This window comes from Halobacteriovorax sp. ZH5_bin.2 (assembly GCF_043196375.1).
In the GTDB taxonomy this organism is placed as follows: Bacteria; Bdellovibrionota; Bacteriovoracia; order Bacteriovoracales; family Bacteriovoracaceae; genus Halobacteriovorax_A.
This window is the reverse complement of the sequence record NZ_JBEBMJ010000002.1, coordinates 413933-439405: the sequence shown is the minus strand read 5'-3', so window position 1 is coordinate 439405 and position 25473 is coordinate 413933. Positions and strand designations below refer to the sequence as shown.

Here is a 25473-nt window from a genome sequence, read left to right as displayed (position 1 = left end):
GCTTTATTTGTTTTTGGCCATATTTGGGCTAGAATACTGTCATGAGTAACACAGTCTTTAATTTAAAATCTAAATTTCAACCATGTGGTGACCAACCTGAAGCGATAAAAACAATTGTCGAAAAACTTAGTGCTGGTGTTAAAGAGCAAACTCTTTTAGGAGTAACGGGTTCAGGTAAAACATTTACCATGGCCAACGTTATTCAAAAGCTTGGAAAGAAAACTCTTATACTTGCTCATAATAAAACACTCGCGGCACAGCTCTATGCTGAGTTTCGTGACTTTTTTCCTGATAACGCTGTTGAGTACTTTGTTTCTTACTATGACTACTACCAACCTGAAGCCTATGTTCCTGGCAGTGACACTTATATTGAAAAAGACTCATCAGTGAATGATGAGATTGATAAACTTCGCCACTCTGCAACTCGATCACTACTAGAGAGAGATGATGTCATCATCATTTCATCTGTTAGTTGTATTTATGGGATTGGTTCTCCTGATGAGTATGCAAACATGAGAGAGACTCTCTTTGTCGGTGATGAGAGAGATCGTGATGAATTTTTAAAGTCACTTGTTGCCATACAATATGAAAGAAATGATATCGATTTTGTGCGTGGTTGCTTTCGTGTTCGTGGTGATATCGTTGAAGTTTTTCCGGCCCACGAGGATTCAAATGTCGTGCGTATTGAATTCTTTGATGACGAAATTGAAAGTATTACAATTGTTGACCCTTTAAGGGGAACTAAGATACAAGCACTTCAAAAAGTAACAATCTATCCAAAGTCCCACTACGTTGTTGGTGAGGAGCGAATGGAGCATGCTTTAGAGACAATTAAAGTGGAACTTCGAGAAACGCTACAGGATTTAGAAAAGAAGAATAAATTAGTTGAAAAGCAAAGACTTGAGCAAAGAACACTTCTGGATATTGAGATGTTAGAGGAGATGGGTTTTTGCTCAGGGATCGAAAACTACTCTCGTCACATGACTGGAAGTGAGCCTGGAGACCCTCCTCCAACTCTTATTGATTTTTTTAGAAAAGATTTTCTTATGATTATTGATGAATCCCATATCACTGTTCCTCAGGTTGGTGGTATGTATAGGGGAGACCGAGCAAGGAAGATGAATCTCGTTGATTATGGTTTTAGGCTTCCTTCTGCACTTGATAACCGTCCTCTTAACTTTGAAGAATTTAAATCAAAATTAGATGATATTCTTTATGTGTCTGCGACTCCAGGTAATTATGAGCTGGAGAGAACACATGGAGAGTTTGTTGAGCAGATTATTAGGCCTACTGGTCTTCTTGATCCAATCATTGAAGTAAGGGATGCGACAAATCAGGTTGATGATTTACTAGTCGAAGTTAAAAAGATTATAGAAAAAGGTCAAAGAGTTCTTATTACGACACTGACAAAGAAGTTGGCCGAAGAATTAACAAATTTCTATCACGGTAGCGGAATTAAGGTTAAGTACCTCCATAGTGATATTGATACTATTGAGCGAGTTGAGATTATTCGCGACCTTAGGCTTGGTGAGTTTGATGTTCTCGTTGGAATTAACTTATTAAGGGAAGGACTTGATATCCCTGAAGTTTCACTTGTGGCCATTTTAGATGCAGATAAGGAAGGTTTCTTAAGGTCTGAAAGATCTCTTGTTCAAACGATTGGCCGTGCCGCCAGAAATAGTGACGGTAAGGTTCTTATGTATGCTTACCAGATGACAAAGTCGATGGAGCGTGCAATTGGCGAGACAAAGAGGCGTCGAGCGATTCAGATGGAGTATAACGAGGCCAATGGAATTACGCCACAGACAATTCTAAAAGAAGTGTCTGGCGGAGTTATTGAGACTCTTCGTGGTAATAAGAAGAAGGGGAAAAAGAGCGGTCCAAAAGAAGTTACGATGTCTCCTGATGAGATTAAAAAACGTATTGCTGAGCTTAAGCTTGAAATGAAAGAAGCTTCTAAGGATCTACGTTTTGAAGATGCTGCTAAGATTCGTGATGAAATTAAGTTCTTAAACGAATCATTTCTAGTCTTTGGCTAACCTCAGTGGTAATTGGCATACTCTTTAAGAAATTAAAGAGCCCTAGAGCATGGCCATGACGAATTGAGAATTCATCTGCTTCAATTTGTTTTGTCATCTCACTTAATTGCGATCTCATTGTAAAGTGGCGATAGTAGAGGTGACCTAACTCGTGGAAGATCACTGCTTGGGCCATTTCATTATCTGCAGAACGAATCATTTTGAGTAATTGAGGATAAATAAGGACAAATGTTTTATCTCCATGTGAAGGGATAACACTTGAGTACATTCCTTGGCTTTCTAAAAAAACGAGTTGTCCATAAGATGCTAAGCTTTCACATTCCTCATCATCAAGTTGACCAAGTATTTCTTGAAAGAATCTGAAAATATGTGGGTTTGAAACGATCCAATGGTGTGCTGGATCAGAAAAGTCCACTAATGGTAGGTTTTGTTCTTCAGTATTCTTTGTAAATGTTTTCTTTATTGCGTTTATCATGCATTCTTCATCGGATCGAAACTTACGTGACATCAGTTTCAGAGTACATTAGGCCGTTACTAGGTAAGCTTTGCCAGCTATAATCGATAAAATATTAAATAGTTACAATATAAATATGAATAATAAACAATTAACCTGCCTCTTTTTCTCCTTTTTATTTAGTCTCTTATTATCTAATGAGGTCTATGCTCAGCAGAGAATGGAGAGGGCCGAAGCATTTATTGTGACGGCCATGCCTAGTTATTACAAAGTAATTTCTCCGGCCAAGATGAGAAATGGAAGGGTTGCAGTTATTGTTCAGAATAAAACTCTCACTTCTATTCGTGGGAAGTTTATTGATGAGTATGATAAGAATTTAAAATTTATTACAGTTAAGTCTGATATGGAAGTAAGTGTTGAGTTTGACTTTAATACTAAGAAGAAATTTTTCTTTGTTCCACTAGACCCTGCTTTTCAAAAAGTAGTCTTGAATATAGGTAAGTCGGCGTATGAGATTCCTTCGCAAAAATAATTCAAAGAAAACCATTATTGTTATTTCTGATGTTCATTTAGGAGCAGGAGAGTATGTTGATGGTGTAAGAAATTATCTAGAGGACTTTCACTACGATGAAGAGCTCGTGGATTTTCTTGAATACTTTAGTAAAGAGGAATATGCCAATAAGGATGTCGAGTTAATTATTAATGGTGACTTTTTTGATCTCTTGGCCGTCCCTTATATAAAAGTTTATGATGATGAATTTTGGTCAGAAGAGTCTTCTTTAAAGAAGCTAAAAATGATACTTGAAGCTCACAAAGAAGTTATGCAGGGCCTTAATGATTTTCTTAAGGCAAAGAATAAGAAAATAACTTTCATCATTGGTAATCATGATGCTGAGCTAGTCTTTAAATCACTACAGGACTTAGTCTTAGAATGCTTTGATAAAAGTGTTCGTTCTCGCTTTGAAATTCGCCACCTAAATGATGAATATCGCCCGGCCGATCGAGTCGTGTTAAAGCATGGACACGAATACGAGATTGCTCATACCTTTGATGAAGAACATTGTATTATTGAAGATGAGTCGGGGAAGAGATATTTTAATCCTCCTTGGGGATCATATTATGTGACAAGGGTTATAAATAAATTTAAGGAAGAACGTGACCACGTTAATGCTGTAAGGCCAATTAATAAGTTTCTTATCAATGGATTAATTTACGATACATTTTTTACACTTAGATTTATGCTGGCAAACGTAATCTATTTCATTATGGTGCGTTCAATTTTCCTCTTTAAAATAAGTGATAACTTTGGTGACTGGCTAAAACTTTTCTTTAAAGAACTTACACTTTTTCAAGACTATGAATCTCTTACTTTTGACTATCTACAACAGGCAGAGGATACAGACGTTCTAATCGTTGGTCACACTCATGAGCCAATTTGCCGTACATACTCTAATGGAAAAACTTTTATCAATACTGGAACATGGACTCGTATGTATAATCTTGATTTTGGGAAAGGGACTGGAACAACTCAGCTAACTTTTGCAAAGATTGAGGTAATGGATAGCAAGAGTGATGAAGATGTAAAGATTCAGGCAAACCTTCATACTTGGATGGGGCGCAATACTCTTCCTTATGGAACGTTTAGTTAGAGGTTTAAGACACTTGTAACATGAGGCCTAATTCGTCCACTATAGTTAACATTGAGGCCACTTACGCCCGCGCCCGCATCAATCATATAGACAACACTACTTAGTGATGTTTTTTCTCCTGTGATTAATCCGTAGCTATACTCCATTATGTGGGAGATAAACTCTAGAATCTCGCTGCTAAGGTTAAGACCTGCTTGTGAGATCTGATCAGGCATACCTGTACCATCATACTTTTCGTGATGAATATCGATTAGCTTTTTACATGTGTCACTAAGTTCAATTCCACTTTGGTCAATGAACATACGACTGAATTTAACATGCTTATAATATTGCTCTCTTTGATCTGTTGTAATCTCGGTGTGATTGCCGTGAGTGATATTAGGGGATATTTGAGTCAGGCCAATATTTGCTAAGAATGAAGCACATACTAAATCCGCCAAGTCAGCAGGCTTATCTATCATTAGTTTTTTAGCAAAGAAGTAGCTTAGGGCAACAATACGATTGGTCAGATTATCTTTATTCAGGTGAACACCTGCAAAGTGACGTGCAAGAGATACAGTATGACTGATATCGATAGAGAAAAGCATGATCTCTTTTTGCGCCCTTAAAATAATAGGTAGAAAGTCATCCTTATCAATTGCCTTTGAAACCATACTACGAAGAGGAGGAAGAGCGATATGCTCACTAATTCTCTGTTCTTCAATGATATTCTCATACTCCTTAAGTATTTCAATTTTTTTCTTCGTTTCTTCAATTACTTTAGGTTCTATCTCTTCAAGTTCTCCAACTGTCGCGAGATATGTCATTCGCTGAGAAAGCTTGACTGCAATCTTTCCTTTCTTACTTTCTTCGATATAACGAAGGAGCTCATAACTATCATTTGTTAAAGGCGTGTTGGCCTTAAGAGATAGGTTATAGGTTTTATCTTTCAAGTTATAGACATAGAGTGAGAAAGCAAAAGTCTTAATGTCTTTTAGGGAGCTTAATTTGATAAAGAAATATGCTCTCATTTCTTACCTCCAAAGATTCCTTTAAAAAGTCCACTAACTGAATCAGAAATAGAATGACTCTTTTTTGATGCTATTTTTGTTGAGGCACGATCTTCTCCACTTAGGTAGCTACCTTTTAATACCTGGAGGCATAACTCGACTCTTTTAGGATTTTCACTAGATCTTGCAACTTCATCTTTTGAAGTTAGAAAGAGTAGGAAATTATGATACTTCCCATTTTCTATAATAGGGATGTGATAATAGAGAAGCTCACTTTGAAAAGTCGTATCATTCCAGCTTGGTTTTCTCTTGGCCTTTAAGACATTCTTTATGGCATCAAAACGATCATCCACATCCTCATTGCCAAGAATGCATTCATTTTGAATATTATATACAACGACAGTGCCGTGGCAGAAGGTATTAATATATTCATTCGTGAAGTTTTTGATACCATCGCCATCAATTACAAAATTCATGGCCTCAATAAAGAAGTTCATATCCTTTGGATCGGGAACAAAGATGGCGCCAAGTGCTTCTTCTATTTCTTGTTCATTTCGAAGCCTTTCAGCTTCAGCTTCAGCTTCAGCTAGTGCCCTAGCACGTTCGGCTTCAAGTGCCTTTTGCTTTGCTTCCTCTTGTTTTCTTTTTTCCTCTTGTTGCTGTTGTAATTTTAACTCTTGAGCAAGGCGAGCGGCTTCTTCTTTCTTCTTGGCCGCTAGGGGATCGTCTCCTTCCGAGAAGTTGATCTCTAGCTCTTGCTTAGTACCACCGTCATACTCCGGTTGTTTGTCGAGGTTACTATAATCGATAGTCTGCTCTCCAAGATCACCCTTTTTCTCATATTCGATAGTTGGGCCAGCAGCTTTTGTCTCTTGATCTTGTTCTTCTTCATTTCCTCTATTGAGGTCAAGATTGTGAACATTGTCATATCTTTTATTTTTCTCTTTCGAGTGAGCATCAAGGGAGGCGAAGAGGTCCTCATCGCTACTTTTCTTGTTGTCATCTTCTTGTGCAGCTCCTCTTTTTCCATTTGCTGCTTCGGATATGTCTTTTGTCTGTCTTTCTAAACCTTTTTCATTATCGATAAGCTCATCATTTCGTGAATTCTTAGAATTTACCCGCTCACTTGGTTTAGCTATTCCTTGATTGGACTGTAGTTCATCCAATGTTTTTAGTAAGTCGTCGTCAAAACCACCGTCATCATTGTCTATATCATCCAGTGTTGGATCAATCTTACCTTTTAAACTCGGGGCATTCTTCTTTTCATTAAAGTTAGATTTTCTGACACTATCAAGGCTTGCAAAGAGGTCTTCATCAGATTCTTTTTCATCTTCCACTTCATCTAACGTCGGGGAGATACTTCCTTCTAGTGGTCCACCTGAGTCATCTGATTTACTTGTCGACTTCTTTACTTTATCGAGGCTTGCAAAAAGATCCTCGTCCGTATCTTTTTCGTCTTCAATATCATCTATTGTAGGGGAGACTCTTCCTTGAAGAGCACCTCCGAGATCATCTGCTTTATTTGATGATTTCTTTACACTATCAAGACTTTTAAAAAGATCTTCTTCCGTTTCATCATCTTCAACTTCATCTAATGTAGGAGCGAGACTTCCCTTTAGTTGACCACCAAGTTCATCAGATTTTTGTGAACTCTTTTTTACATTATCAAGACTTTTAAGGAGGTCATCACCAAAGTTATCTTTATTATTTTCCTTATCATCTAAAGTAGGGGATGTTTGACCTTTCAGGTTACCACCAAGATCTTTATTTGATTTACTAGACTGTTGCTCAAGACTGTTAAAGAGGTCTTCTTCAAAGTTAATCTCTGGAGAGGCACCCTCCTTATTACTTTTATCAACTGATCCTTTTAGGTGACCTGGGGCCTGATTATTTTGCTTTTGATGAGCACTTAAGTCTTTTAATGACATTCCTCGCTCTTCAATCTCATCCCCATCGCTAGAGTCTGCATAGGTACTATCATCAAAGACATCTTTATTATCTTTTTGAGCTGCAGACTTTGCAACCTTGCCTTTTAGGTGGCCGCCGTTACTATTACGTTCGGCCTCTTTCTTATCTTCATAATTACTTTCAGGAGCAAGGGCCTTTTCTTCACCACTTTTAAGCTCCATTTCTGCGGCTTCTTGGGTCTTCTTTAGAGACCTTAGAATAAGATTTACTTTATATTCTAATGTTTTTGCAGGAACAGGTTCTTGAATATATTCAGTAAGACCAATCTTTCTAAACTTCTCTAAAGTCTTAGGTGGAATGGACTTTGTATTAATCAAAAGTACCTTCACATTATTCTTGTGAATGAACTTTCTTAGGGGCTGAATACATTGGGCGGTCTTCTTAGGACTACAAGCAATAGTGAGTGACTGGCCAATAGTAGGGATTAGTTGATTATATTCCTCAGGACTTTCAACTTCATAGATTTCGATACCTTCTGCTTGCGCAGATGCTTCAATCGTTTCCTTGAGCTTCTTTACTGTTTCTGTAAGAGGCTCGAGAAATATGAGTGGTTTCCCTTCTTCCATATAGGTCATTATCGGTGAATTCTTTTTTTTATTTATAAACTTATCATTATAGAGGCCAAAAATATTAAGGATATTGAAACGCTTTCTTAATTTTAGAAAATGTAAAAAAAATATAAAATAATTTAATATTTTCCTAAAGCTTTCATTTTCACCTCCGAGAAGATTCATGTTAGGTCAGAAGACTTAATTAAAAAGTTAATAAAATTCACAAGAGCAGTATGCTCATTGTTCCAATGGTCGGGACAACCCTGAGTACGGGGGGGAAATAGATCACGGAGGTATCACAATGGGTATGCGTATTAACACAAATGTAACGTCTTTATCTGCACAGAGATCATTAGGTCAAAGTAACAACGCTCAATCAAAGTCATTAGAAAAACTATCATCTGGTACAAGAATTGTACGTTCAGCTGACGATGCTGCAGGTCTAGCAATTTCTGAGAAATTAAAAGGGCAAATTAGATCAACTAATCAAGCAGAAAGAAACGCGAGTGACGGTATTTCAATGATTCAAATCGCAGAAGGTGGTCTGAATGAAGTATCAAACATCTTAGTAAGATTAAGAGAACTATCTGTACAAGCTGCATCGGACACAGTAGGTGACACTGAGAGACAGTTTACAGATCTTGAGTATCAAAACCTTAAGCAAGAGATCCAAAGAATTTCAGAAGTTACTGAGTTTAACGGAAAGAAACTTCTAACTGGAACTGGTGATAAGTTTGATATCCAAATCGGTATTAATAATGATGATTTCCAAGATAGAATTCAATTTGATACGAATGTACTGAATTCTTCTCTTGAAAACCTAGGTGTAGCAGACCTTGAAGTAGGTTCGAAAGAAGGTGCTCAATCTGCTCTAGCAAACCTAGACTCTGCAATCGAAAGTATTGCAGGACAAAGAGCTGAGCTAGGTGCTAAGCAAAATAGATTAAATTCTACAATTAACAACCTACAAATCAGTTCAGAAAACTTAAGTGCTGCTAACTCTCGTATCAGAGACACTGACTACGCAGCTGAGACAGCGAAGAAAGCTAAGAATGATATTCTTGTTAACGCTGGTTCTTCAGTACTTGCTCAGTCTAACTCTCAAGGTGCTGCAGCTCTAAAACTAATTGGTTAATTAAAACCACAATAATTACTGCAAAAGGATGGCCCCGCGAATGCGGGGCTTTTTTGTTTGCGTGCATCCGCAGGAGCGGATGACGCAATTCAACCCAGCGAGTCCCAGGATGGGACGAGTCGGGTAGCCGACGAGTCTGCGTGCCATGCGCCTTTGGTTGTGCACATGCGAAACCAAAGGTGCATGGCACTTAGTGCGTAAACTCAGGCTGCATTTCTGTATTGATGAGCAGCTCAACTCCAAGGCCGTCCAAGGCATCAAGAACTTCATCAAATTGATCTTTTACGATTGTGATCGTTTCACTATTAAAATTCTCATTTAAATGGTTTTGTAAGAGAGCAAGGTAATTTGCCGCCTCAACGCTCCCAAGGGAAATTGAATCATTGATAAGGTGATTAAACTTCATATTAATGATTGATTGAAAATTCTCCCAGTCTTCAGGGTTAACTTTTAAGTATTCAAGTTGATGACTAAGGTGCTTCATTCGCCCTTGTAAATTTCTTGCTTGAAATTTCTTTAGTTCTAATTCATTCATCTAGACCCTCCTAGTGCTCTAGTAAGTCTATCTTAATTGAATTTATAATTGAGTTGTTACTGCTTTGTTAGATGTATGAAAACTTTGGATTAGTCGATTGCTTGAACTTGGATACCGTTCTCTTTTAGCTTCTTCGTAAACTCACCATCGCCCTCAATAAGGTTGCCAGCAAAGCTTCCATCATAGACAAGACCTGCTCCACACATTGGTGACTTTGATTTTAACAGCGCCTTGGTACAGGAATTTTCCAATGCAATCTCTAAAGACTTCTGGGCACCTAGCTCATAGTTGATACTGACGTCTTCCCCGTTAATTGTGATGAGTTTACCATCAACGTTCTCTGCTGGTGGACGAGGAGTAGGAAGCCCTCCGAGCTCTTCTGGGCAAACAGCGATGGCCTTGCCCTGAGCAACGAGGTCACTTATAAGTTGTTGTTTTTTGTGCTCACCGTCATATCGACACTTCTTACCGGCCAAGCACGCACTTACGATCATCATATTTAACAAGAATACGTTAAAATCGTCGAATTCGCCACTGTGTGTCGAGGATTCTTGAATAAATTACAATATCATTATTGAAAATCCTATTTATGGTAAAAAATCGGACTAAATGAAGTTTTTGGAGACGAATTTTGCTTAAGGCAATAACACTTATAACTATCTCTCTTCTTGTTCTATGTTCATGTGGAACTCCAGGTGGAGAAGATGGTGTTAAAAAGAATGTGACGAGACAAACCTCGAAATTAGAGACCTCAACGAAGGTTAAGTTCGACTGTTTCGATGAGGGGCAGTGTACTGACTCATTCATTCTCTTTATCAATAGCTCAGGTGAATTTCCAATATATTGCACAGGCTATATGGCCGATGAACAGCATATGATTGTTCCATCTCGTTGCGTGGCCGAAGCAAAATGTAGTTCAATTGCAGCAAAGACAACAAATGGACGAGTTTACCAGTGTGGTGAAATTCTCGCCGGCCAATCCCAATTTAATGAAGAAAAAACTTATAATGGAAATTTCACTACGATCAGATTTAAGGAAGTGATTCCTGGGAATTATGCTGAAATATCTGATAATAAGATGAGTGACTTTAATTATTACCAATTATGGTTCATTAAGAAGAAGCTTGATAATACTGGCTATGAACTTAACCGTATGAGATATAACTGTCGAAAGACAAATAATAATGTTCTCTTTCCAAGCAATAATGATGATTCTTCGGCAGTTGCTATGAAAAATTGTAATATTCGCGATGATTCAATGGGTGGTGGAGTTGTTGACACAAGAACTGGAGACGTTCTTGGCCTTGTTCATGGATCAATTAATGAAGATAAGACCTTTAGGCGATTTATGCACGGAAGAAAAGGCTCTACTCTTACTCTTGCAACACCAATTAAATGTATCTTAAAAACATTTAACCTTGATGATGAGGGGAGTGAGGAAGCTAGCTACTGTAATGCCCCTGTATATCGCCCAGGTTCTGCGGAGCACTCTAAGCAATTAGCAGATTTATTTAGGTTTAATAATCGTCGAATTGATCATGTCTTTTCTAGACTTGCTGGAGTAGGTGAAAATTATATTCGTTACCGCGAATTCTTTGCTCTAAGTTATGAAAGTATTCCTTATCAATATCCAAGGGTTAGAATTTGTGAATTTCAACCTTACCTGAATCGTAGTTATGAAATTTATGGACGTGACTTTATTACGACTTGTATTGAAGCTAAGCTTGATATCGTATTTAGAGAAAGTCATTTAGAGAAGTCATTTTCAATTTATGATGACTTTGGTGATGTTGCTCTAAAAGTATTATACAAATAAAAAAAGGCCTTCATTACGAAGGCCTTTTTATTACCTATCTAAAATATTGCATCAAACCACATTTTTCCTTCACGAGTATTACAATCAGATTCCCACAGGTGTTTGACTTCAAGGTATGCCTTGATTCCTTCTTCACCCATTTCGCGTCCTAGACCTGATTGCTTGAAACCACCAAAAGGCATACCTGGATTAAGTAGGTGATACTCATTTATCCATACGGTACCTGCTTCAATCTCTTTCGCAATATTAAGCGCACGATCTTCATTCTTTGACCATACAGCACCTGCAAGTCCGTAGATTGAGTTATTTGCTAAGGAGATAGCTTCTTCTTCTGTCGAAAATTTTGTGATACCAACAACTGGCCCAAAGATTTCTTCATGCCAAATAGTATTGTCTGGAGTGATTTCAAAAGCTGTTGGTTGGATATAATAACCCTTATCAAGACCGTTTTCAGTAACACGTTCTCCACCGTAAACTAGTGTTGCTCCCTCTTCTTTAGTCTTATTGATATAATTCATAACGCTGTTAAATTGCTTCTCACTCACAACTGGTCCAAGACCTGTTGTCTTCTCTGTGGTTGGGCCAGGGATCACTTGAGCAATGCGCTCCTTAAATTTTGCCATAAACTCGTCGTAGATACCTTCTTGGATAAGTAGGCGAGTACCTGAAGTACAGGCCTGTCCTGAGTGGTATAAGAAAGCAAAGAGTGAACCATCAACGGCAATCTCAAGATCGGCATCATTTAAGATGATATTGGCAGACTTTCCTCCAAGCTCTAGCGTTGTATTCTTAATTCCATCAGCCGACTGTTTAATGATCTCTCGACCTACAGAAGTTGAACCTGTAAAGGCTACTTTTGAAATATCTTTGTGATTAACAAGGTATGCACCTTCTTTAGCACCACCAGTTACAATATTTACAACACCTTTTGGAACACCTGCTTCAATGAGGACTTCTGCAAGCATCATCGCGGTTACAGGTGTTTCTACTGCTGATTTAAGAACAGTCGTGCAACCTGTTGCCAAGATTGGACCAATTTTCCACGCGGCCATTTGTAATGGAAGATTCCATGGAATAATTTGAGTACAAACACCAACTGGTTCATAGCGACGTGTATTCTTTGAAAATCCAGCGCGAGTTGCATTTTCATCGACAGCTTCAAAGTTAAACTTGGCCGTTACCTTACTCATAACTTTAAAGAAACTAATTGAGTTGTGAACATCAGCAGCAGCTTTTCTAAAAGTTGAGCCACTATCTTTGATCTCTTGAGAGATGAAGTCTCTCTTTCTTTCCTTTAAAATTTCAGAAATCTTTAAAAGGATTTCTGAGCGTTCTGTAGCTGTCTTATTGCGCCACTCTTTATTATAGAAGGCGCTCTTTGCCGCTTGTACAGCATCTTCTAGATCCTGAGTTGACGGAATATGAACTTTCGCAACTAGCTCTCCATTTGATGGATCAATCGAATCGACCATTTCACCAGATGATGAGGGCCTTATTTCTCCGTTAATGTATAATTTAATTTCTTGCATATATGCTCCTATTTACAGTTTTCAATACTAAGTGAAACACCTTGTCCTACACCAACACACATTGAAGCTAAGCCTTGCTTCAGGTTTGCGTTATCTTTCATGATGTGAGTTAGCGTTGTCACAATTCTAGTGCCTGAACATCCGAGAGGGTGTCCAAGTGAGATTGCTCCACCACGTAGATTGATTTTTGATTCATCAAGGCCTAGTTCGCGAATACAGCCAAGTGACTGGGCCGCGAAGGCTTCATTAAGTTCGATAACGTCAAAGTCTGAAATTTTCTTTCCAAACTTATCCATTAGTCTCTTTGTTGACTCGACAGGACCTAGGCCCATGATACTTGGGTGAATTCCACGAACACCTGCTCCTGTTAGTTTTACTAGTGGAGTTAAATTATGGCGTTTTAAGAATTCCTCACTGACAAGTGCCACACAGGCTGCACCATCATTCATCATTGAAGAGTTTCCTGCCGTTACGGAGCCATCTTTTTTAAAGACTGCTCGTAGTCCAGCTAAGGCCTCTAAAGTTGTTGAAGGACGAGGTCCTTCATCTTTTTCGACAGTTAGTGTTTGTTTTCTTAGTTTGATTTCAACAGGTAGAACTTCGTCATTAAAGTCTCCATTCTCCCATGCTTGACATGCCTTTTGGTGAGAAGCAAGTGCAAAAAGGTCTTGATCCTCACGAGAGATTCCAAGCTTTGCCACAACTTCTTCAGCTGTTTGTCCCATTCCTAGCAGAGGAAACATTTCTTCCATCTTCTTATTTGGAAATCGCCAACCAAAAGTAGTGTCAAACATCTGTGAGTCACGTCCAAAAGGGGTTGAGCCTTTTGAGATTACAAGTGGTGCTCTTGTCATACTTTCTGCACCACCAACAAGAAGGCAGTCGGCCATGCCTAAGTTAATACGTGACCAACCATCAATAATTGCATCAAGTGAAGAAGCACAAAGACGGTTAAGGGTTACACCTGGGACTTCGTAGGGAAGGCCTCCAAGTAGTGCTGCCATTCTGGCGAGGTTACGATTATCTTCTCCGGCCTGGTTTGCACAACCAACAATAACATCATCGATTTCTTTCATGTCAAAATCAAAGTTTTGAGAAAAGTCACGAAATAGGTTTGCCAGCATATCATCGACACGTAAGTGAGCGAGACTTCCTCCAAGTTTTCCAATTGGAGTTCGCTTAGCATATACAATATATGCATCTCTATTATTTAAACTCATAGATTCATCCTTAATAGTTTTGATGGACGATAGCGTGCATCGCCTGTGATTTCTCTTAGCTCTTCAAGAAGAATTAAGATCTTTTCAACGCCAATTTTCTCCGACCATTCAAATGGGCCAAGAGGGTAGTTCACTCCAAACTTCATTGCCTTATCAATATCAGCATTTGAGGCAAGTGCCTCTTCTTTGGCAAAGTATGCTTCATTAATGATTTGAGAAATAACTCTTGGATAAGTAAAACCAATACCAATGTGGTTAACGATTTCTAAGTCAAAGCCTAGCTTTTTAAAAACTTCAAACGTCGCTTCTTCAATTACATCATCTTTCATATAGAATTCAAAACAGCTCTTAGGCGAGTAAAAGGCTGCCGCAACGGCACCAAGAACATTTTCATATTGGCCAATTAGGTACTCACCCCAGTTCACTGTAAGATCTGAGACGATTGGTCCTCCAAAGACGATGTCGAGATGTTCGTAGAGATCCATTTTTGAATTTCGATCAAAGCAAGTTAAGTCGAGAATAAAGTCAGTTTCATCGAAGTCAACACCATCAAGAGTATTAATACTATATGGATCAACGACAATCGAAAGGAATTCACTTCCGAGAACATTCTTATAAAGAGGGTGGTTATCACTTACTAAAATTGTTTTATTCATAACGATAGAACCCCTCTTTTACTTTACGTCCAATGCGGCCACTATCAACCATTTCTCTTTGAATTTTATGTGGCCTAAAACGTGGTTCATAATAATATGAGGCCCATACAGACTGCGTGACATCGTAGTTAACATCAATTCCGATAAGATCCATTAATTCAAATGGTCCCATTCTAAAACCACCAACATTTTTCATGACACGATCAATTTCTGTGACCTGTTCTTGGTTATAATTTTCCAGACGGTGAAAGCTTTCTCCGTAAAAGTTTCTGGCCACACGATTAACGATAAAGCCAGGAGAGTCCTTACATAGTGCAGGTTTTTTTCCATAACGTTCAAACCAATCATAAAGGGCATGAGCACAATCTTTTGAACTCCAAGGTGTTTCGATAATCTCAACAAGTTTCATAATAGTTGCTGGATTAAAGAAGTGCAGTCCTATAAACTTTTCTCGACGAGATTTTGATAGGTCCTTTGCCATCTTTGTGATTGGAATTGATGATGTATTTGAAGAGAAGATCGTTTCTTCTTTCATGACTTCATCAAGTTTTGCAAAGACTTGTTTTTTGATATCAAGGTTCTCGACAATTGCTTCAATAACAAGGTCGTGATCGATCTGATGATCTTTCATTTCAACGATGCTTAAGTTGTTCTTGAATGCAGCAACTTCCGCTTCATCAAATTTTCCCTTACTTTGTAATTTATCCCATGAAGAGTGGATGAGATCACCGCTTGCTTGGGCCATTTCAAGGTGCTGGTCAACTAGCTCAACTTTAGCACCATGCTGGCAAAACCACTGGGCGATTCCTCGCCCCATAGTTCCTGCACCGATAACTAGTACACTTTTTATATTCATTAAATTATTGCCTTTGTGGTTGTGCGTCTTCGTCGTATACAGGGAGAACTAGGCCAGCTTGCTCGCAAAGCTCTTCTACTTCTTTGACAAAAACATCACGAACAACAGCATTTGTTCTCTTTTTAAGACCTAGTTTTACGTATAGGTCATTTGAGCGACCTTTAGTTGAACCAAATACATTCATTACACGTGGCCACCAGATATTTAATCTTTCTTGTAGGAATTCTTTATTTTCACCTTCAGCAAGAATTTTGATCCACTTATCTCCGTGAGCAAGGTGCATGATTTCTTCTTTATAGATCCCTTCAATTCCTTTCTTCCATGGAAGGTAGCTTGAATCAAGTGTGTCCTCTAATTGGTGACCAGCAGCTCTATCCATTAGGAAGTTAAAAAGAATAAAGTCTTCCCAGAAGTTAATACCGTAGTAGAAGATATTTACACGGTAGTCATCTTTTAGCCTTTGGAATCCAATTTGTGCTTCGTCTTCTGGCATCTTGAATCCAAGTTCTGACTTTTCGATATGAGTGTCAACATCTTCACCAAGACCTTTTAGAAGTCTATAACAAACAGAAGCATGTCTCATTTCATCTTTAACGATTTGAGCAACAACAACTTTTTCTTGCATCGTTGGTGCCTTCTCAATCCATGGTGCATATCCTAGTGCTCCAGAGTACTCTGAGTCGTGTTGCATCCATAGAAGGTTTCTTAGGGCCTTCTTATATAGAGGAGGTAATTCATCTCCCTTATCAAATTTCTTACCATTTTGAATGTCTTCAAATAATTGTAATTCTTCTTGAGTGTATTCTCTTGCTGCCATAGGGCCTCCTTCTTATTTTCCTAAAAACTTTGCTTGTCTCTTTTCAAAGAATGCCGATAGGCCTTCTTTGTAATCCTCACTATTTCCTAAGAATCTCTGGTATGCAGTCTCGCGATCCATTGACTCTTTAGAAGTGCTGTCAACTGCAACACTGATATTTTCTTTTATTGCTTTTACTGAAAGTGGTGCCATTGCATTAATTTGCCCGGCCCAAGCTTTAGCGTCAGCTAATGCTTCTTCACTTACCTTATTAATAAGTCCTGCTGTTTCAAGATCTTCACTTGTTAGGGGAGCATTGAAGAGAAAGTACTCCATTGCCTTCTTTGGCCCAAGTGCTTGCGTGAACATATGAGTTGATCCTGCATCTGGACAAAGTCCTAATTTTGAAAAACCTGAAACAAATTTTATCCCTGGTTTTGCCACGACTAAGTCACATGCTAGAGCAACAGATACACCAGCTCCCGCAACGACGCCTTCAACTGCTGCAATGACTAATTTCTTAGATGACTTAATAGCATTTACAAGTGGGTTCCACTCTGTCTCAAGTGTAATCCCTAGATCCACTGGCTTCTCTCCCGCTTGTACCGTACGGTCATTTAAGTCTTGACCGGTACAAAATCCTTTCCCTTTTGAGGCGAGGATTATACAACCAACTTCGTTATCTCTATTTAAAGTACGGATCGCAGAAATAATTTCTAGCTTCGCTTCTTTCGATAGAGCACCGTAAACTTCTTCACGGTCAATTGTGATAACACCTGTGAAAGCTTCTTTTTCAATGATGATATTTTTGTATTCTGACATTTTATAAACCTTTGTACTCTGGATCACGCTTTTCTAAGAAAGCACGCATTCCTTCTTTTTGGTCGCTACTTGCAAACGTGAGATAGAAATTTCTTCTTTCAAAATCAACACCATCACTCAAGCTCATTTCAAAGGCCTTGTTTACAGACTCTTTAATTAGCTTAATGGCAACAGGTGCTTTATTTGCGATATTCTTTGCCATTTCAAAAGTTTCTTGAAGTAGAGTCGTGCTTGGGACAACCTTTGCAACAAGGCCCCAATCCATTGCTTCTTTCGCTCCAAACATTTCACCTGTCATGGCAAGCATCATGGCCTTCGATTTTCCAAGAGCGCGTGTTAGCCTTTGGGTTCCACCTGCACCTGGAGTCGTTCCAATTTTTATTTCGGGTTGACCAAATTTCGCGCTATCTCCTGCAATAATAAAATCACAGTGCATTGCTAGCTCACAACCACCACCAAGTGCAAAGCCATTTACGGCCGCAATGATTGGTTTTGTAATTTGAGCAAGTTGTTGCCAAGAGCGGAAGCGGTTATCATTGATTTGATCAATTGGAGTTGCTTCAACCATTTGTGCAATATCTGCTCCGGCCGCAAATGCGCGATCATCACCAGTTAGAATGATGACACGAACTTGTGGGTTGTCATCAAGTTCAAAAAGTTTATCAACTAGCTCTCTCATTAGATCAGTTGAAAGAGCATTCAAAACCTTAGGGCGATTAAGCTTTACTAGGGCGATATGCTCATGTCCGTTATATGGGAATTCACAAAGGATATTACTCATTAAAACTTTCCTTATTAAAGAGTGATAACTTCTTCTTTAGCGAAGTGAACAGAAACGATCTCCTTAGCGAAGTTAAACAGATCTTTTCCACATGCCATATTTTCTTCAGAGCTCATACCTGCTTTGAAGTCGTCTTTATTTTCGAATACCATTTCTGCAATAACGTGTAGGTCACTAGCTCCACGAGGAGTTCCCGTGATGCGGTTTAAGCGCAGTTCTTTCATGCTTGGAACTTTCTTTACAAGTGGAGTGTGAACTTCTGCATAGTGCTTTTCCCATGCGTCGATATCATTTGGTATTTTATAAATGGCGATTAATTTGTACATAAGTATCCTTTCTTTGAAGTTGTGTCGTGTTGTTTAAATTTTAGTTAATTAAACCAATATTGTAGGGATATGAGGGACCTTTTGAATAGGCTAGTTGAGTCATTTTTTGACGTATTTTCAGTACTTTAGATAAAGGAAAATCATATATTAGTTTAATCTAATGTAAAACATCAGTTTTCAATGACGCTATGTGAAATAGTTTCAATAATAAACATTGCCTTTAGATTTTCGTCTATATTGCCGCATCTAAAAAATAATTAATCCCGGAGTGGAAAATGAAAATATTAATCAAAATAATTCTAGTCGCAATGGCAATTCAGGCGTCATTTGCCTTAGAAGTTTCACCAAGAGATGTGCGTGCGCACGTAATTGAATCTTTTCGCCCTTTTCATGAGGCCCATATTGTAATCAATACAGAGCGAGAAGATATTATCATTTCTAAAGAAGTTATTTGTGAGAACTTCTTCTTTGAGTGTTCTGATAAATCAGAATACGAAGTCCTTCAAGGATTTGTCGAAGTGATTAATTCAATTCGCGATCGTGCTTATAAGGCTTGGTCAGATATGACAATTGATAAAAGATGCTTTGCCTCGAGATCTTATCGAAAACAAAGCATCTTCAGTTGTATTAAGTAATTTTCTAGTCCAGGTATCCTCTGGCCATTTGATCTCTTTCAATGGCATCAAAGAGGGCCTGGAAGTTTCCTTCCCCAAATCCATTGTGATTCTTTCTTTGAATAAATTCAAAAAATAGTGGACCAACGTAAGTATCAGTGAAGTTTTGGATTAAGTATCCTTCTTCATCTCCATCAACTAAAAGTTGACGATCTTCTAACTCTTCTAGGCTTTCAGTAACATTGATTCCACGACCTGAAATACCTTCATAATATGAGTGTGGAATATCGAGGAACTTGATATCTCTTTCCCTTAAGTCTTTTACTGTTGTTAGGATATCTCCACAAGTAAGGGCAATATGCTGAACACCTGCACCATTGTGGCGATCTAGGAATTCTTGAATTTGATCTTTGCCACCTGCTTCTTTTGGCTCATTAATAGGGATAATAACTTCACCCTTTGGAAGCTGGACAACCTCTGAGTTAAGCCCTGTTTTTGAACCTTTAATATCGAAGTAACGAGTTACTTTGAATCCATAAACACGGTCATAAAACTCAACCCATTTCTTCATTTCGCCCTTTGGAACGTTATTAGTTAGGTGGTCAATTCTTGCAACTCGAGATCCTAGTGGACGTGCCTTTGGATCCTCTTCAAGTTTTGTATATTCCGGACGGAAGAATGAGCGAGGTCTTTCAATAAACTCATTGGCAACATCCCCAAAACCTTTGATACGTGCCGACTTATAAACACCGTGCTCATTTTCTGTGATAACAACTTCTTGAAGTGACTCTGCACCACGCTCCATTGCTGTTTTATATGCGTGTTCACAATCTTCAACTAGAAATGAAATTGTCGAAACACCTTCTCCATGGGCCTTAAAATAGCTTTCTGCATGGCCACCTTTTTGTGCAGTTAGAAGAAATCTAACTTGTCCTTGAGTGAAAAGCTCTTTGCTTTCACTTTGCTTTTCATATGTCTTAGAAAAACCAAATGTATAGAATAATTCTTTCGTGGCCGTCTCTAACGAATCACATGTGAATTCTAGGTGATCAATGGCCAGAACCCCAAGTGGGTTCTCTGGAGAAATTTTTGAGTTCATAAAAACTTCCTTCTTTTAATTTTGCTGTTTTAATAGAGTATGGAAGATACTAACGATTTTTCCCAAATGGAGCAAGATGCATTATGATATGTGCATGAAGCATCGTTTATGGTTTTTCTTTTTTGCACTAAGTCTAGTGACTCATGCTGTTATTTTCTTTTCAAATATTAGAAAGGGTGAGCAACAAATGAGGCGTGAGCGTATTGGTATTGATATTCAGATTAAGGCGCATGCAATAAAGAAAGAAAAGAAAATTGAAAAAAAAGAAATCAAGAAGGTTGAACAAAAGCCCCGTAAAAGTGTTCAGGCAAAAAAAGAAACTTCTCCTTCTGAGCAGCAACAAGTTTTAACTAATAATACTTTCGATAATCAAATCATTCACTTTGAGGCACCAATATATCCACGCTCAGCGAGAAGGTCTGCGATAGGTGGTACAGTCACGATCTCCCTCATAGTGGGAGTTGACGGCAAGGTTATTGATGTCAAGATCTTAAGGCCAGCAGATTATGCAGCATTTAATGAAGCGGTTTTAAGTGTTGCTAAGCAGTGGCAATTCAAGCCTCAAAAGAGTCAAAATACGTACACTAAAAAGATTATATTTACTATTGAGTAATGACGCTTTGGTTCGTCAAAAAACATGATAATAATTCTATACTTGCACCTCAATTAAATTTAGAGGAATTATGAGTCAATATAGAATTCTCAATGGGAATGAATTAATCATTCAAGGTGCTCTTGAAGCTGGTTTTAATCTTTACACTGGTTACCCTGGGTCACCGTTAGCAGATTATTTTAATATCTTATATAAGAAGAAAAAAGAGTTTCACGATAGAGGTATCCGTGTTGTTATTGCTAACTCTGAGGCCAATGCTGCGGCCATGGCAAGTGGTGTAAAGCAAGCGGGACGTGATTGTATTGTGGCCATGAAGTCAATGGGACTTCATGTGGCAAGTGACGCTTTATCTGTTGGTAACTTTGCTAATCCTGCACGTCCAAAGATTGTTGATGGAAAAGAAGTTTATCCTGCCACAGTCATTTGTGTTGGTGATGATCCTTGGTCAATGTCGACTTCAACTGCGGCAGATTCAAGGTACTTATTCAAGCATCTTCATATGTCTTTTTTAGAACCATCAAATCCGAAAGAGTTAAAAGATTGGATTGTAAAAGCAAAGGAGATTTCATCAAAAACAAGTCTCTATCAAGGTTTACTTCTAACAACATTCTTAGCTGAAGGTGGAGGACGCGTTGAGTGTTTTGATGAAGCACCAATTGAAGCTGGTTTAATTGATATTGATCCATCAACTTTTGATCTTCAAAAGAATGTTATGGTTCCACCAAACTCTCTACTTGCTGATGTGAGTATGATTAAAGAGCGCTTTCCAAAACTTCAGAGCGTTCTTAAAGAGATGGCCCTTGATCAGGTTTTTGGAAAAGCTAATGCTGATATTGGATTTATCTCAAGTGGTGTTATTTTTGAAACACTTAAGCAATGCTTAGAAGAAGGTGAGTACCTTGATCACTTTTCTCTTTATAAAGTAGCTTCTTCATTTCCACTTGTTGATGATTTATTAGTTCCGTACTTAAAGGGCCTAAAGAAACTAGTAGTGGTTGAAGAAAAGCGTGGCTTCCTTGAAGGAGAGATTCGCTCTCTTTGTCAAAAGCACGGTCTTATTCTTGATATTGTCGGTAAAGATTTTAAAGATACAGAAGGATTCCCTGCATTTGGTGGGCTTAGTTATGAAATCATCAGTGAAAAACTTGAGGCCCTGAAAGACTATCTTGAAATTGGCCAATGTAAATCATTGGCATTCGAAGAGAGAAACTTCGGGGAGATACTTCCAAAAAGACTTCCGACTTTTTGCCCAGGGTGTCCGCACCGTGAAACTCTTTCTCTTCTGAAAGATCTACGTCGCTGGCTTAAGGCCCAAGATATCGACCTCATCACTCACGGCGATGTTGGTTGTTACTCTCTTTCATTTCTTCCTCCTTTTGGAGAGATGCATAATTTATCTGCAATGGGACAAGGTGGTGCACTAGGTGCGGGGATGGATCTTTTTACAAAGAACCCTTCAGTTGTTCTTATGGGAGATTCAACTTTTTTCCACTCAGGTCTAACTGATATTTCAAACTCAGTTCAAGCTGATCACGATATTACTTATATTCTTTTAGATAATGATAATACTGCCATGACAGGCCATCAGATGACTCCAGCTTCTAAGATTAATGTCGAAGGAAGCAAGAGACCTAAGCAAGATATGTTAAATATCGTTCAAAATCTTGGTGTTAAAGTGGCCAAGGAAGTTAACCCTTCTGATCGCTATTTCTATCAAAACCTTATGCGTGAATTTGTCGTACAAAAAGGCGTGAAAGTCATTATTTCAAATAAAGAGTGCTCACTTACTTACCAAGCTAAGGTAAGAGCTAAGGAGAGAACTCAGACCAAGCAGAAAGGAAGTTTAGCAGAGAAAACTTTCTATCAAATTAATACTTCTGCTTGTGAAGATTGTCGTGTTTGTATTGAAGAGACGGGGTGTCCTGGTTTAACTCAGGTAATGGATGCTTATGGAACTAAGATGGCCATCGATCCAACAATTTGTGTGGCCGATAGCTATTGTACAAAGATGAAGGCCTGCCCTAGTTTTGAAAAAGTCGTCGTTAAGGGGTATCACCCGACAATGTATCGAGATAGTGATCTTTCTCACTTAACATACGATCTTAAAGAGTTTGAAACGAAGAAGACATTTGATGCCATTGCTAGTGGAGATACTTGGCGAATGGTTGTCACTGGTGTTGGTGGATCAGGGATTACAACAATTTCTAAAATTATTGCAAATGCATGTGTTGAAATGGCCGGCCGTGATGATCTTGATTTTAAATTTATGGATCAAAAGGGACTTGCTCAAAGAAATGGAAACGTAACTGGTCACATGTCAATTTGTCACAAAGATAAGTCGATGGGGGCGGTTACTCCACGTGGAGGATCCGACGTTCTCTTAAGTCCCGACCTATTAGATGGTATTGGGCAACTTGGATTCTTAAAGACGGAAAATGCGGTGGCCATTTTCGATGATTCATATCAAGTACCTCTTTCAATTCTTCTTGATAAAGGGGAGAGCGAGGAGAGCTTAACGAGAGCAAAGCTTATTGAGAAGGTTAGAAGTAAGGGTGATGATAGGATCATCCTTGTTCCACTTAAGAAGTGGTGTGATCTCTTTTTTGGAAAAGCAGTATATGCATCAAGTATGATTCTTGGTTATGCATTTCAATTAGGTCTTGTCCCTTTTGGTGAAGAAGATCTTCTTGGTGCACTCAAAAAATCAATGAAGCCAGCAGAGGTTGAAAATAATATCGCTTCTTTCAAGCTTGGACGAGAAATGGCGTCTCTTGGAACTGAAGCCTTTGAAGCTAAGTATAAGAATCTTGTCATTAAGTGTAAGGATCCACTTGATTTAGCAATTGAGTCTATTAAGGCATCTCTACTTCCATGGCATAACTCAAACTATATTTTAAATAAATTTAGACAGCATCTCGATCAGGCCATTGTTGATATTAATTGGATGAGTCGAAAAGACTTAATTCAAATGATTCACGATCAGTATATCTACAATCGTGGCAAAGAGACGACAGAGTTTATCTCAGGTGCCAGAGCTATTGGAACTATTGTTAATGAGGAAAATCGAGTTCTTGCAACAAGAGTTTTAGCTAAGACCTTTATTGTAAAAGATGAAGTTATGGTTGCGCATTTAATGCTTTCTCCATTCCTAAAACAAATGGAAGAAGGTATTTATAGCTTCCTTGGAAAGTCATATACAAAAGAGAGAATCAATCGTCCGTCATTTGATATTTTTGGAAAGAAAATTGAATTTGATATTTCACCAAAAGATTGGCAGTTAAAACTTATGAGACACTTTAGACTATTACGTTCATTCCTTCCATCATGGCACGAGAAGGAAAGAGAGATAGGAACTAAAGTTAGAAATTATCTATTTAATGGCATTCAAAAAATTGAAACTAAAAGTAGTCAGTACCACGCGCTTAAACTTCTCGATAATATTAAAGGCTATAGGGAAGTTCGCTACACTAATGCACAAAGAGTATTTAAAGAGTTGGAGATCAATTGAAGCAATCAGTTTCAGCAATATTTATCTGTGAGGATCAAGTCCTTATAATGAAGAGACAAAACTACCTAAGGGCCTTTCCTGGCTATTCTTCTTTTCCCGGAGGAAAAGTCGATGAGGAAGATGTGGTTAACGGCGGTGATGATTATCTTCTATTTGCTCTGAAAAGAGAGATTCAAGAAGAACTCTTTATTAATATTGATGAGCTGATAAAATCAGGACATATCACTGATGTTAATAAGTATGCTCTTGCAATAACTCCTGACTTTAATCCGCACCGCTTTGAAAATTATTATTTTAAAGTTTTTATAAAAGATAAGAATGCTCTTGATGAAATAGCTTTTCATTTTGATGAAGGCGAGATTGCCAAGGCAACTTGGATGAATTGTCATGAGGCCTTTACTGAGTACAAAAAAGGACACCTCTTAGTTGTTCCTCCTATGATTACAATCTTAAAGGATCTTGATCGTGATATTAATAGTGTCGACTTTCTTGATGCTAATTTAAAGTATGATGGAGATAAACAAGTACCAATGATAGAGCCTTTATATGGCCTACGTCAGTATATGCCATTGTCTCACACTTTTCCTCCAGCAAATCGTACAAATTGCTTTGTTATTGGAGATGAAGATGGAAAAAAGATTGTTATCGACCCATCTCCTAAGAATGAGAAAGAATTGGAAAAGCTTATCTATGGGCTAAAAGAGCATCGATTAAGTGAAATATTTTTAACACATCACCATCCAGATCATCATGAGTTAAGCCGTGAGTTGGCAAAAAAGTTAAGCCTTCCTTTTTCCATGTCTAAAGGTACTTACGAGCATCTTCTAAAAGACTTTGGAAATGATTATTTTGATGGCCATGAAGTAAAGTTTTATAAAGATGGTGATATTGTCACAACGTCATGTGGCCATGGCGTGAGGCTTGTCACTACAGGAGGCCATGCTTTCGGTCAAAGCTCGCTTTTACGAGCAGACAGCGCATGGATGATCGTATCTGATCTCATTCAAACAATCGGAACAGTTACAATTGGTGGCATTGGTTCGGATATGAGAGAATATTTCCAGTCTCTTAATCAAGTCATTAATCTTGATCCACAAGTCGTGATGCCGTCCCATGGAATTTGCCTTGGGGGGACCAATAAGGTTAAGCATACATTGGAACACAGAATTGAAAGAGAAAATCAAATCCGTGCATGCCTAGAAGAGGGGAAAAGTCGCGAAGAGATTTTTCAATCAATTTATCCTGATTTACCTGAAAGGTTACACAAGTATGCATATGCTACGATTGATTCTCACTTAGATAAGTTAAGTAAGTTTGGGCCAGGACTTTGCTAAAAAGCAAAATTTATTGGCACTATTAATTGCATAAATTTTGGTGATTAGTATTTCTACAATTCATAAATATTCTTTGATATTAACTAGTTGAAGTCGGTCGTAAAATTATCTTGCGTCTAATTAATTAAAATCATTCACTCACATCCTTTCTCAAGTGAAGATAAGAGAGGGGAGTGGTCAACT

23 protein-coding genes are annotated in these 25473 nt (G+C 38.3%); 9 read left to right on the top strand and 14 right to left on the bottom strand.

The features are described from left to right. The first annotated feature begins 41 nt into the window (after nucleotides 1–41). Nucleotides 42–2039: an excinuclease ABC subunit UvrB gene (gene uvrB, locus ABMA76_RS07255; protein ID WP_392907576.1), complete on the top strand. Its 1998-nt coding sequence runs from the start codon at nucleotides 42–44 to the stop codon at nucleotides 2037–2039. Here the strand turns inward: uvrB and ABMA76_RS07250 are convergent. Then, a complete protein-coding gene (locus tag ABMA76_RS07250) occupies nucleotides 2002–2514 on the bottom strand; it encodes a M48 family metalloprotease (RefSeq protein ID WP_392907578.1) in 513 nt (170 codons plus the stop codon). The two genes, uvrB and ABMA76_RS07250, sit on opposite strands and share 38 nt — an antisense overlap. A gap of 115 nt (nucleotides 2515–2629) precedes the next feature. On the opposite strand from ABMA76_RS07250, the gene ABMA76_RS07245 reads away from it, so the two are divergent. Both ABMA76_RS07245 and ABMA76_RS07240 read left to right on the top strand, forming a co-directional pair. Then, a complete protein-coding gene (locus ABMA76_RS07245) occupies nucleotides 2630–3025 on the top strand; it encodes a hypothetical protein (RefSeq protein ID WP_392907581.1) in 396 nt (131 codons plus the stop codon). After that, entirely contained in the window at nucleotides 3003–4142 is a 1140-nt protein-coding gene (locus tag ABMA76_RS07240; protein ID WP_392907583.1) for a metallophosphoesterase, read from the top strand. Before ABMA76_RS07245 ends, ABMA76_RS07240 begins: the two co-directional genes overlap by 23 nt. Here ABMA76_RS07240 and ABMA76_RS07235 read toward each other — a convergent pair. Together ABMA76_RS07235 and ABMA76_RS07230 are read right to left on the bottom strand one after the other, a co-directional pair. After that, nucleotides 4139–5152 (bottom strand): HD domain-containing phosphohydrolase, encoded by a 1014-nt coding sequence (locus tag ABMA76_RS07235; protein ID WP_392907585.1) that lies wholly within the window; start codon nucleotides 5150–5152, stop codon nucleotides 4139–4141. The genes ABMA76_RS07240 and ABMA76_RS07235 overlap by 4 nt on opposite strands. Beyond that, complete coding sequence (locus ABMA76_RS07230) at nucleotides 5149–7665, bottom strand: hypothetical protein (protein ID WP_392907588.1); 2517 nt, start codon at nucleotides 7663–7665, stop codon at nucleotides 5149–5151. The genes ABMA76_RS07235 and ABMA76_RS07230 overlap by 4 nt, the downstream gene beginning before the upstream one ends. A gap of 286 nt (nucleotides 7666–7951) precedes the next feature. Here ABMA76_RS07230 and ABMA76_RS07225 point away from each other — a divergent pair, with 286 nt between their 5' ends. Next, the gene (locus ABMA76_RS07225; RefSeq protein WP_392907590.1) at nucleotides 7952–8785 is read left to right on the top strand and encodes a flagellin; all 834 of its coding nucleotides are present in this window, start codon (nucleotides 7952–7954) and stop codon (nucleotides 8783–8785) included. A gap of 190 nt (nucleotides 8786–8975) precedes the next feature. Here the strand turns inward: ABMA76_RS07225 and ABMA76_RS07220 are convergent, their stop codons facing one another. Both ABMA76_RS07220 and ABMA76_RS07215 read right to left on the bottom strand, forming a co-directional pair. Next, nucleotides 8976–9320 carry a hypothetical protein gene (locus ABMA76_RS07220; protein ID WP_392907592.1) on the bottom strand — a complete coding sequence of 115 codons (345 nt, stop codon included), beginning with the start codon at nucleotides 9318–9320 and terminating at the stop codon, nucleotides 8976–8978. Between the two features lie 89 nt (nucleotides 9321–9409). Then, nucleotides 9410–9817, bottom strand: coding sequence for a DUF523 domain-containing protein (locus ABMA76_RS07215; protein WP_392907594.1), 408 nt, complete (start codon nucleotides 9815–9817; stop codon nucleotides 9410–9412). Between the two features lie 134 nt (nucleotides 9818–9951). On the opposite strand from ABMA76_RS07215, the gene ABMA76_RS07210 reads away from it, so the two are divergent. Beyond that, nucleotides 9952–11136: a hypothetical protein gene (locus ABMA76_RS07210; RefSeq protein ID WP_392907596.1), complete on the top strand. Its 1185-nt coding sequence runs from the start codon at nucleotides 9952–9954 to the stop codon at nucleotides 11134–11136. 38 nt (nucleotides 11137–11174) lie between these two features. On the opposite strand, the gene ABMA76_RS07205 is transcribed toward ABMA76_RS07210, so the two are convergent. From ABMA76_RS07205 to ABMA76_RS07170, 8 genes are read right to left on the bottom strand one after another with little or no spacing between them, the layout of a single operon-like run. Next, nucleotides 11175–12665 (bottom strand): aldehyde dehydrogenase family protein, encoded by a 1491-nt coding sequence (locus tag ABMA76_RS07205; RefSeq protein WP_392907598.1) that lies wholly within the window; start codon nucleotides 12663–12665, stop codon nucleotides 11175–11177. An 8-nt stretch (nucleotides 12666–12673) separates the two neighbouring features. Continuing rightward, nucleotides 12674–13885 carry a thiolase family protein gene (locus ABMA76_RS07200; protein ID WP_393061276.1) on the bottom strand — a complete coding sequence of 404 codons (1212 nt, stop codon included), beginning with the start codon at nucleotides 13883–13885 and terminating at the stop codon, nucleotides 12674–12676. After that, on the bottom strand, nucleotides 13882–14541 hold the full coding sequence (locus ABMA76_RS07195) for a 3-hydroxyacyl-CoA dehydrogenase family protein (protein ID WP_392907603.1): 660 nt from the start codon (nucleotides 14539–14541) through the stop codon (nucleotides 13882–13884). Before ABMA76_RS07195 ends, ABMA76_RS07200 begins: the two co-directional genes overlap by 4 nt. After that, a complete protein-coding gene (locus ABMA76_RS07190) occupies nucleotides 14534–15397 on the bottom strand; it encodes a 3-hydroxyacyl-CoA dehydrogenase family protein (protein WP_392907605.1) in 864 nt (287 codons plus the stop codon). The genes ABMA76_RS07195 and ABMA76_RS07190 overlap by 8 nt, the downstream gene beginning before the upstream one ends. A gap of 4 nt (nucleotides 15398–15401) precedes the next feature. Then, nucleotides 15402–16214 carry a Phenylacetic acid catabolic protein gene (locus ABMA76_RS07185; RefSeq protein ID WP_392907607.1) on the bottom strand — a complete coding sequence of 271 codons (813 nt, stop codon included), beginning with the start codon at nucleotides 16212–16214 and terminating at the stop codon, nucleotides 15402–15404. Nucleotides 16215–16226: 12 nt separating this feature from the next. After that, nucleotides 16227–17015, bottom strand: coding sequence for an enoyl-CoA hydratase/isomerase family protein (locus ABMA76_RS07180; protein WP_392907609.1), 789 nt, complete (start codon nucleotides 17013–17015; stop codon nucleotides 16227–16229). Nucleotide 17016: 1 nt separating this feature from the next. Continuing rightward, a complete protein-coding gene (locus ABMA76_RS07175) occupies nucleotides 17017–17796 on the bottom strand; it encodes an enoyl-CoA hydratase-related protein (RefSeq protein WP_393061274.1) in 780 nt (259 codons plus the stop codon). Nucleotides 17797–17810: 14 nt separating this feature from the next. Continuing rightward, complete coding sequence (locus ABMA76_RS07170) at nucleotides 17811–18122, bottom strand: EthD family reductase (protein ID WP_392856158.1); 312 nt, start codon at nucleotides 18120–18122, stop codon at nucleotides 17811–17813. Between the two features lie 275 nt (nucleotides 18123–18397). Between ABMA76_RS07170 and ABMA76_RS07165 the strand changes: the two genes are divergently transcribed. Beyond that, a complete protein-coding gene (locus ABMA76_RS07165) occupies nucleotides 18398–18757 on the top strand; it encodes a hypothetical protein (RefSeq protein WP_392907613.1) in 360 nt (119 codons plus the stop codon). Between the two features lie 4 nt (nucleotides 18758–18761). Here the strand turns inward: ABMA76_RS07165 and hppD are convergent, their stop codons facing one another. After that, entirely contained in the window at nucleotides 18762–19835 is a 1074-nt protein-coding gene (gene hppD, locus ABMA76_RS07160) for a 4-hydroxyphenylpyruvate dioxygenase (protein WP_392907615.1), read from the bottom strand. 94 nt (nucleotides 19836–19929) lie between these two features. Between hppD and ABMA76_RS07155 the strand changes: the two genes are divergently transcribed. The 3 genes from ABMA76_RS07155 to ABMA76_RS07145 all read left to right on the top strand — a co-directional run bounded on the left by ABMA76_RS07155 (nucleotide 19930) and on the right by ABMA76_RS07145 (nucleotide 25290). Continuing rightward, nucleotides 19930–20448, top strand: coding sequence for an energy transducer TonB (locus ABMA76_RS07155; RefSeq protein WP_392907617.1), 519 nt, complete (start codon nucleotides 19930–19932; stop codon nucleotides 20446–20448). Between the two features lie 70 nt (nucleotides 20449–20518). Beyond that, nucleotides 20519–23956, top strand: a complete 3438-nt coding sequence (locus tag ABMA76_RS07150) for a thiamine pyrophosphate-dependent enzyme (protein WP_393061272.1) — start codon at nucleotides 20519–20521, stop codon at nucleotides 23954–23956. Continuing rightward, nucleotides 23953–25290, top strand: coding sequence for an MBL fold metallo-hydrolase (locus ABMA76_RS07145; RefSeq protein WP_393061270.1), 1338 nt, complete (start codon nucleotides 23953–23955; stop codon nucleotides 25288–25290). Before ABMA76_RS07150 ends, ABMA76_RS07145 begins: the two co-directional genes overlap by 4 nt. Nucleotides 25291–25473 lie beyond the last annotated feature (183 nt).

Coding starts and splice junctions, on each gene's coding strand:
- ABMA76_RS07235 (WP_392907585.1), bottom strand. CDS start 5,152: ATGAGAGCATATTTCTTTATCAAATTAAGCTCCCTAAAAGACATTAAG.
- ABMA76_RS07150 (WP_393061272.1), top strand. CDS start 20,519: ATGAGTCAATATAGAATTCTCAATGGGAATGAATTAATCATTCAAGGT.
- ABMA76_RS07200 (WP_393061276.1), bottom strand. CDS start 13,885: ATGAGTTTAAATAATAGAGATGCATATATTGTATATGCTAAGCGAACT.
- hppD (WP_392907615.1), bottom strand. CDS start 19,835: ATGAACTCAAAAATTTCTCCAGAGAACCCACTTGGGGTTCTGGCCATT.
- ABMA76_RS07230 (WP_392907588.1), bottom strand. CDS start 7,665: ATGGAAGAAGGGAAACCACTCATATTTCTCGAGCCTCTTACAGAAACA.
- ABMA76_RS07170 (WP_392856158.1), bottom strand. CDS start 18,122: ATGTACAAATTAATCGCCATTTATAAAATACCAAATGATATCGACGCA.
- ABMA76_RS07215 (WP_392907594.1), bottom strand. CDS start 9,817: ATGATGATCGTAAGTGCGTGCTTGGCCGGTAAGAAGTGTCGATATGAC.
- uvrB (WP_392907576.1), top strand. CDS start 42: ATGAGTAACACAGTCTTTAATTTAAAATCTAAATTTCAACCATGTGGT.
- ABMA76_RS07155 (WP_392907617.1), top strand. CDS start 19,930: ATGAAGCATCGTTTATGGTTTTTCTTTTTTGCACTAAGTCTAGTGACT.
- ABMA76_RS07225 (WP_392907590.1), top strand. CDS start 7,952: ATGGGTATGCGTATTAACACAAATGTAACGTCTTTATCTGCACAGAGA.
- ABMA76_RS07205 (WP_392907598.1), bottom strand. CDS start 12,665: ATGCAAGAAATTAAATTATACATTAACGGAGAAATAAGGCCCTCATCA.
- ABMA76_RS07165 (WP_392907613.1), top strand. CDS start 18,398: ATGAAAATATTAATCAAAATAATTCTAGTCGCAATGGCAATTCAGGCG.
- ABMA76_RS07220 (WP_392907592.1), bottom strand. CDS start 9,320: ATGAATGAATTAGAACTAAAGAAATTTCAAGCAAGAAATTTACAAGGG.
- ABMA76_RS07195 (WP_392907603.1), bottom strand. CDS start 14,541: ATGAATAAAACAATTTTAGTAAGTGATAACCACCCTCTTTATAAGAAT.
- ABMA76_RS07180 (WP_392907609.1), bottom strand. CDS start 17,015: ATGTCAGAATACAAAAATATCATCATTGAAAAAGAAGCTTTCACAGGT.
- ABMA76_RS07175 (WP_393061274.1), bottom strand. CDS start 17,796: ATGAGTAATATCCTTTGTGAATTCCCATATAACGGACATGAGCATATC.
- ABMA76_RS07250 (WP_392907578.1), bottom strand. CDS start 2,514: ATGATAAACGCAATAAAGAAAACATTTACAAAGAATACTGAAGAACAA.
- ABMA76_RS07190 (WP_392907605.1), bottom strand. CDS start 15,397: ATGAATATAAAAAGTGTACTAGTTATCGGTGCAGGAACTATGGGGCGA.
- ABMA76_RS07240 (WP_392907583.1), top strand. CDS start 3,003: ATGAGATTCCTTCGCAAAAATAATTCAAAGAAAACCATTATTGTTATT.
- ABMA76_RS07245 (WP_392907581.1), top strand. CDS start 2,630: ATGAATAATAAACAATTAACCTGCCTCTTTTTCTCCTTTTTATTTAGT.
- ABMA76_RS07185 (WP_392907607.1), bottom strand. CDS start 16,214: ATGGCAGCAAGAGAATACACTCAAGAAGAATTACAATTATTTGAAGAC.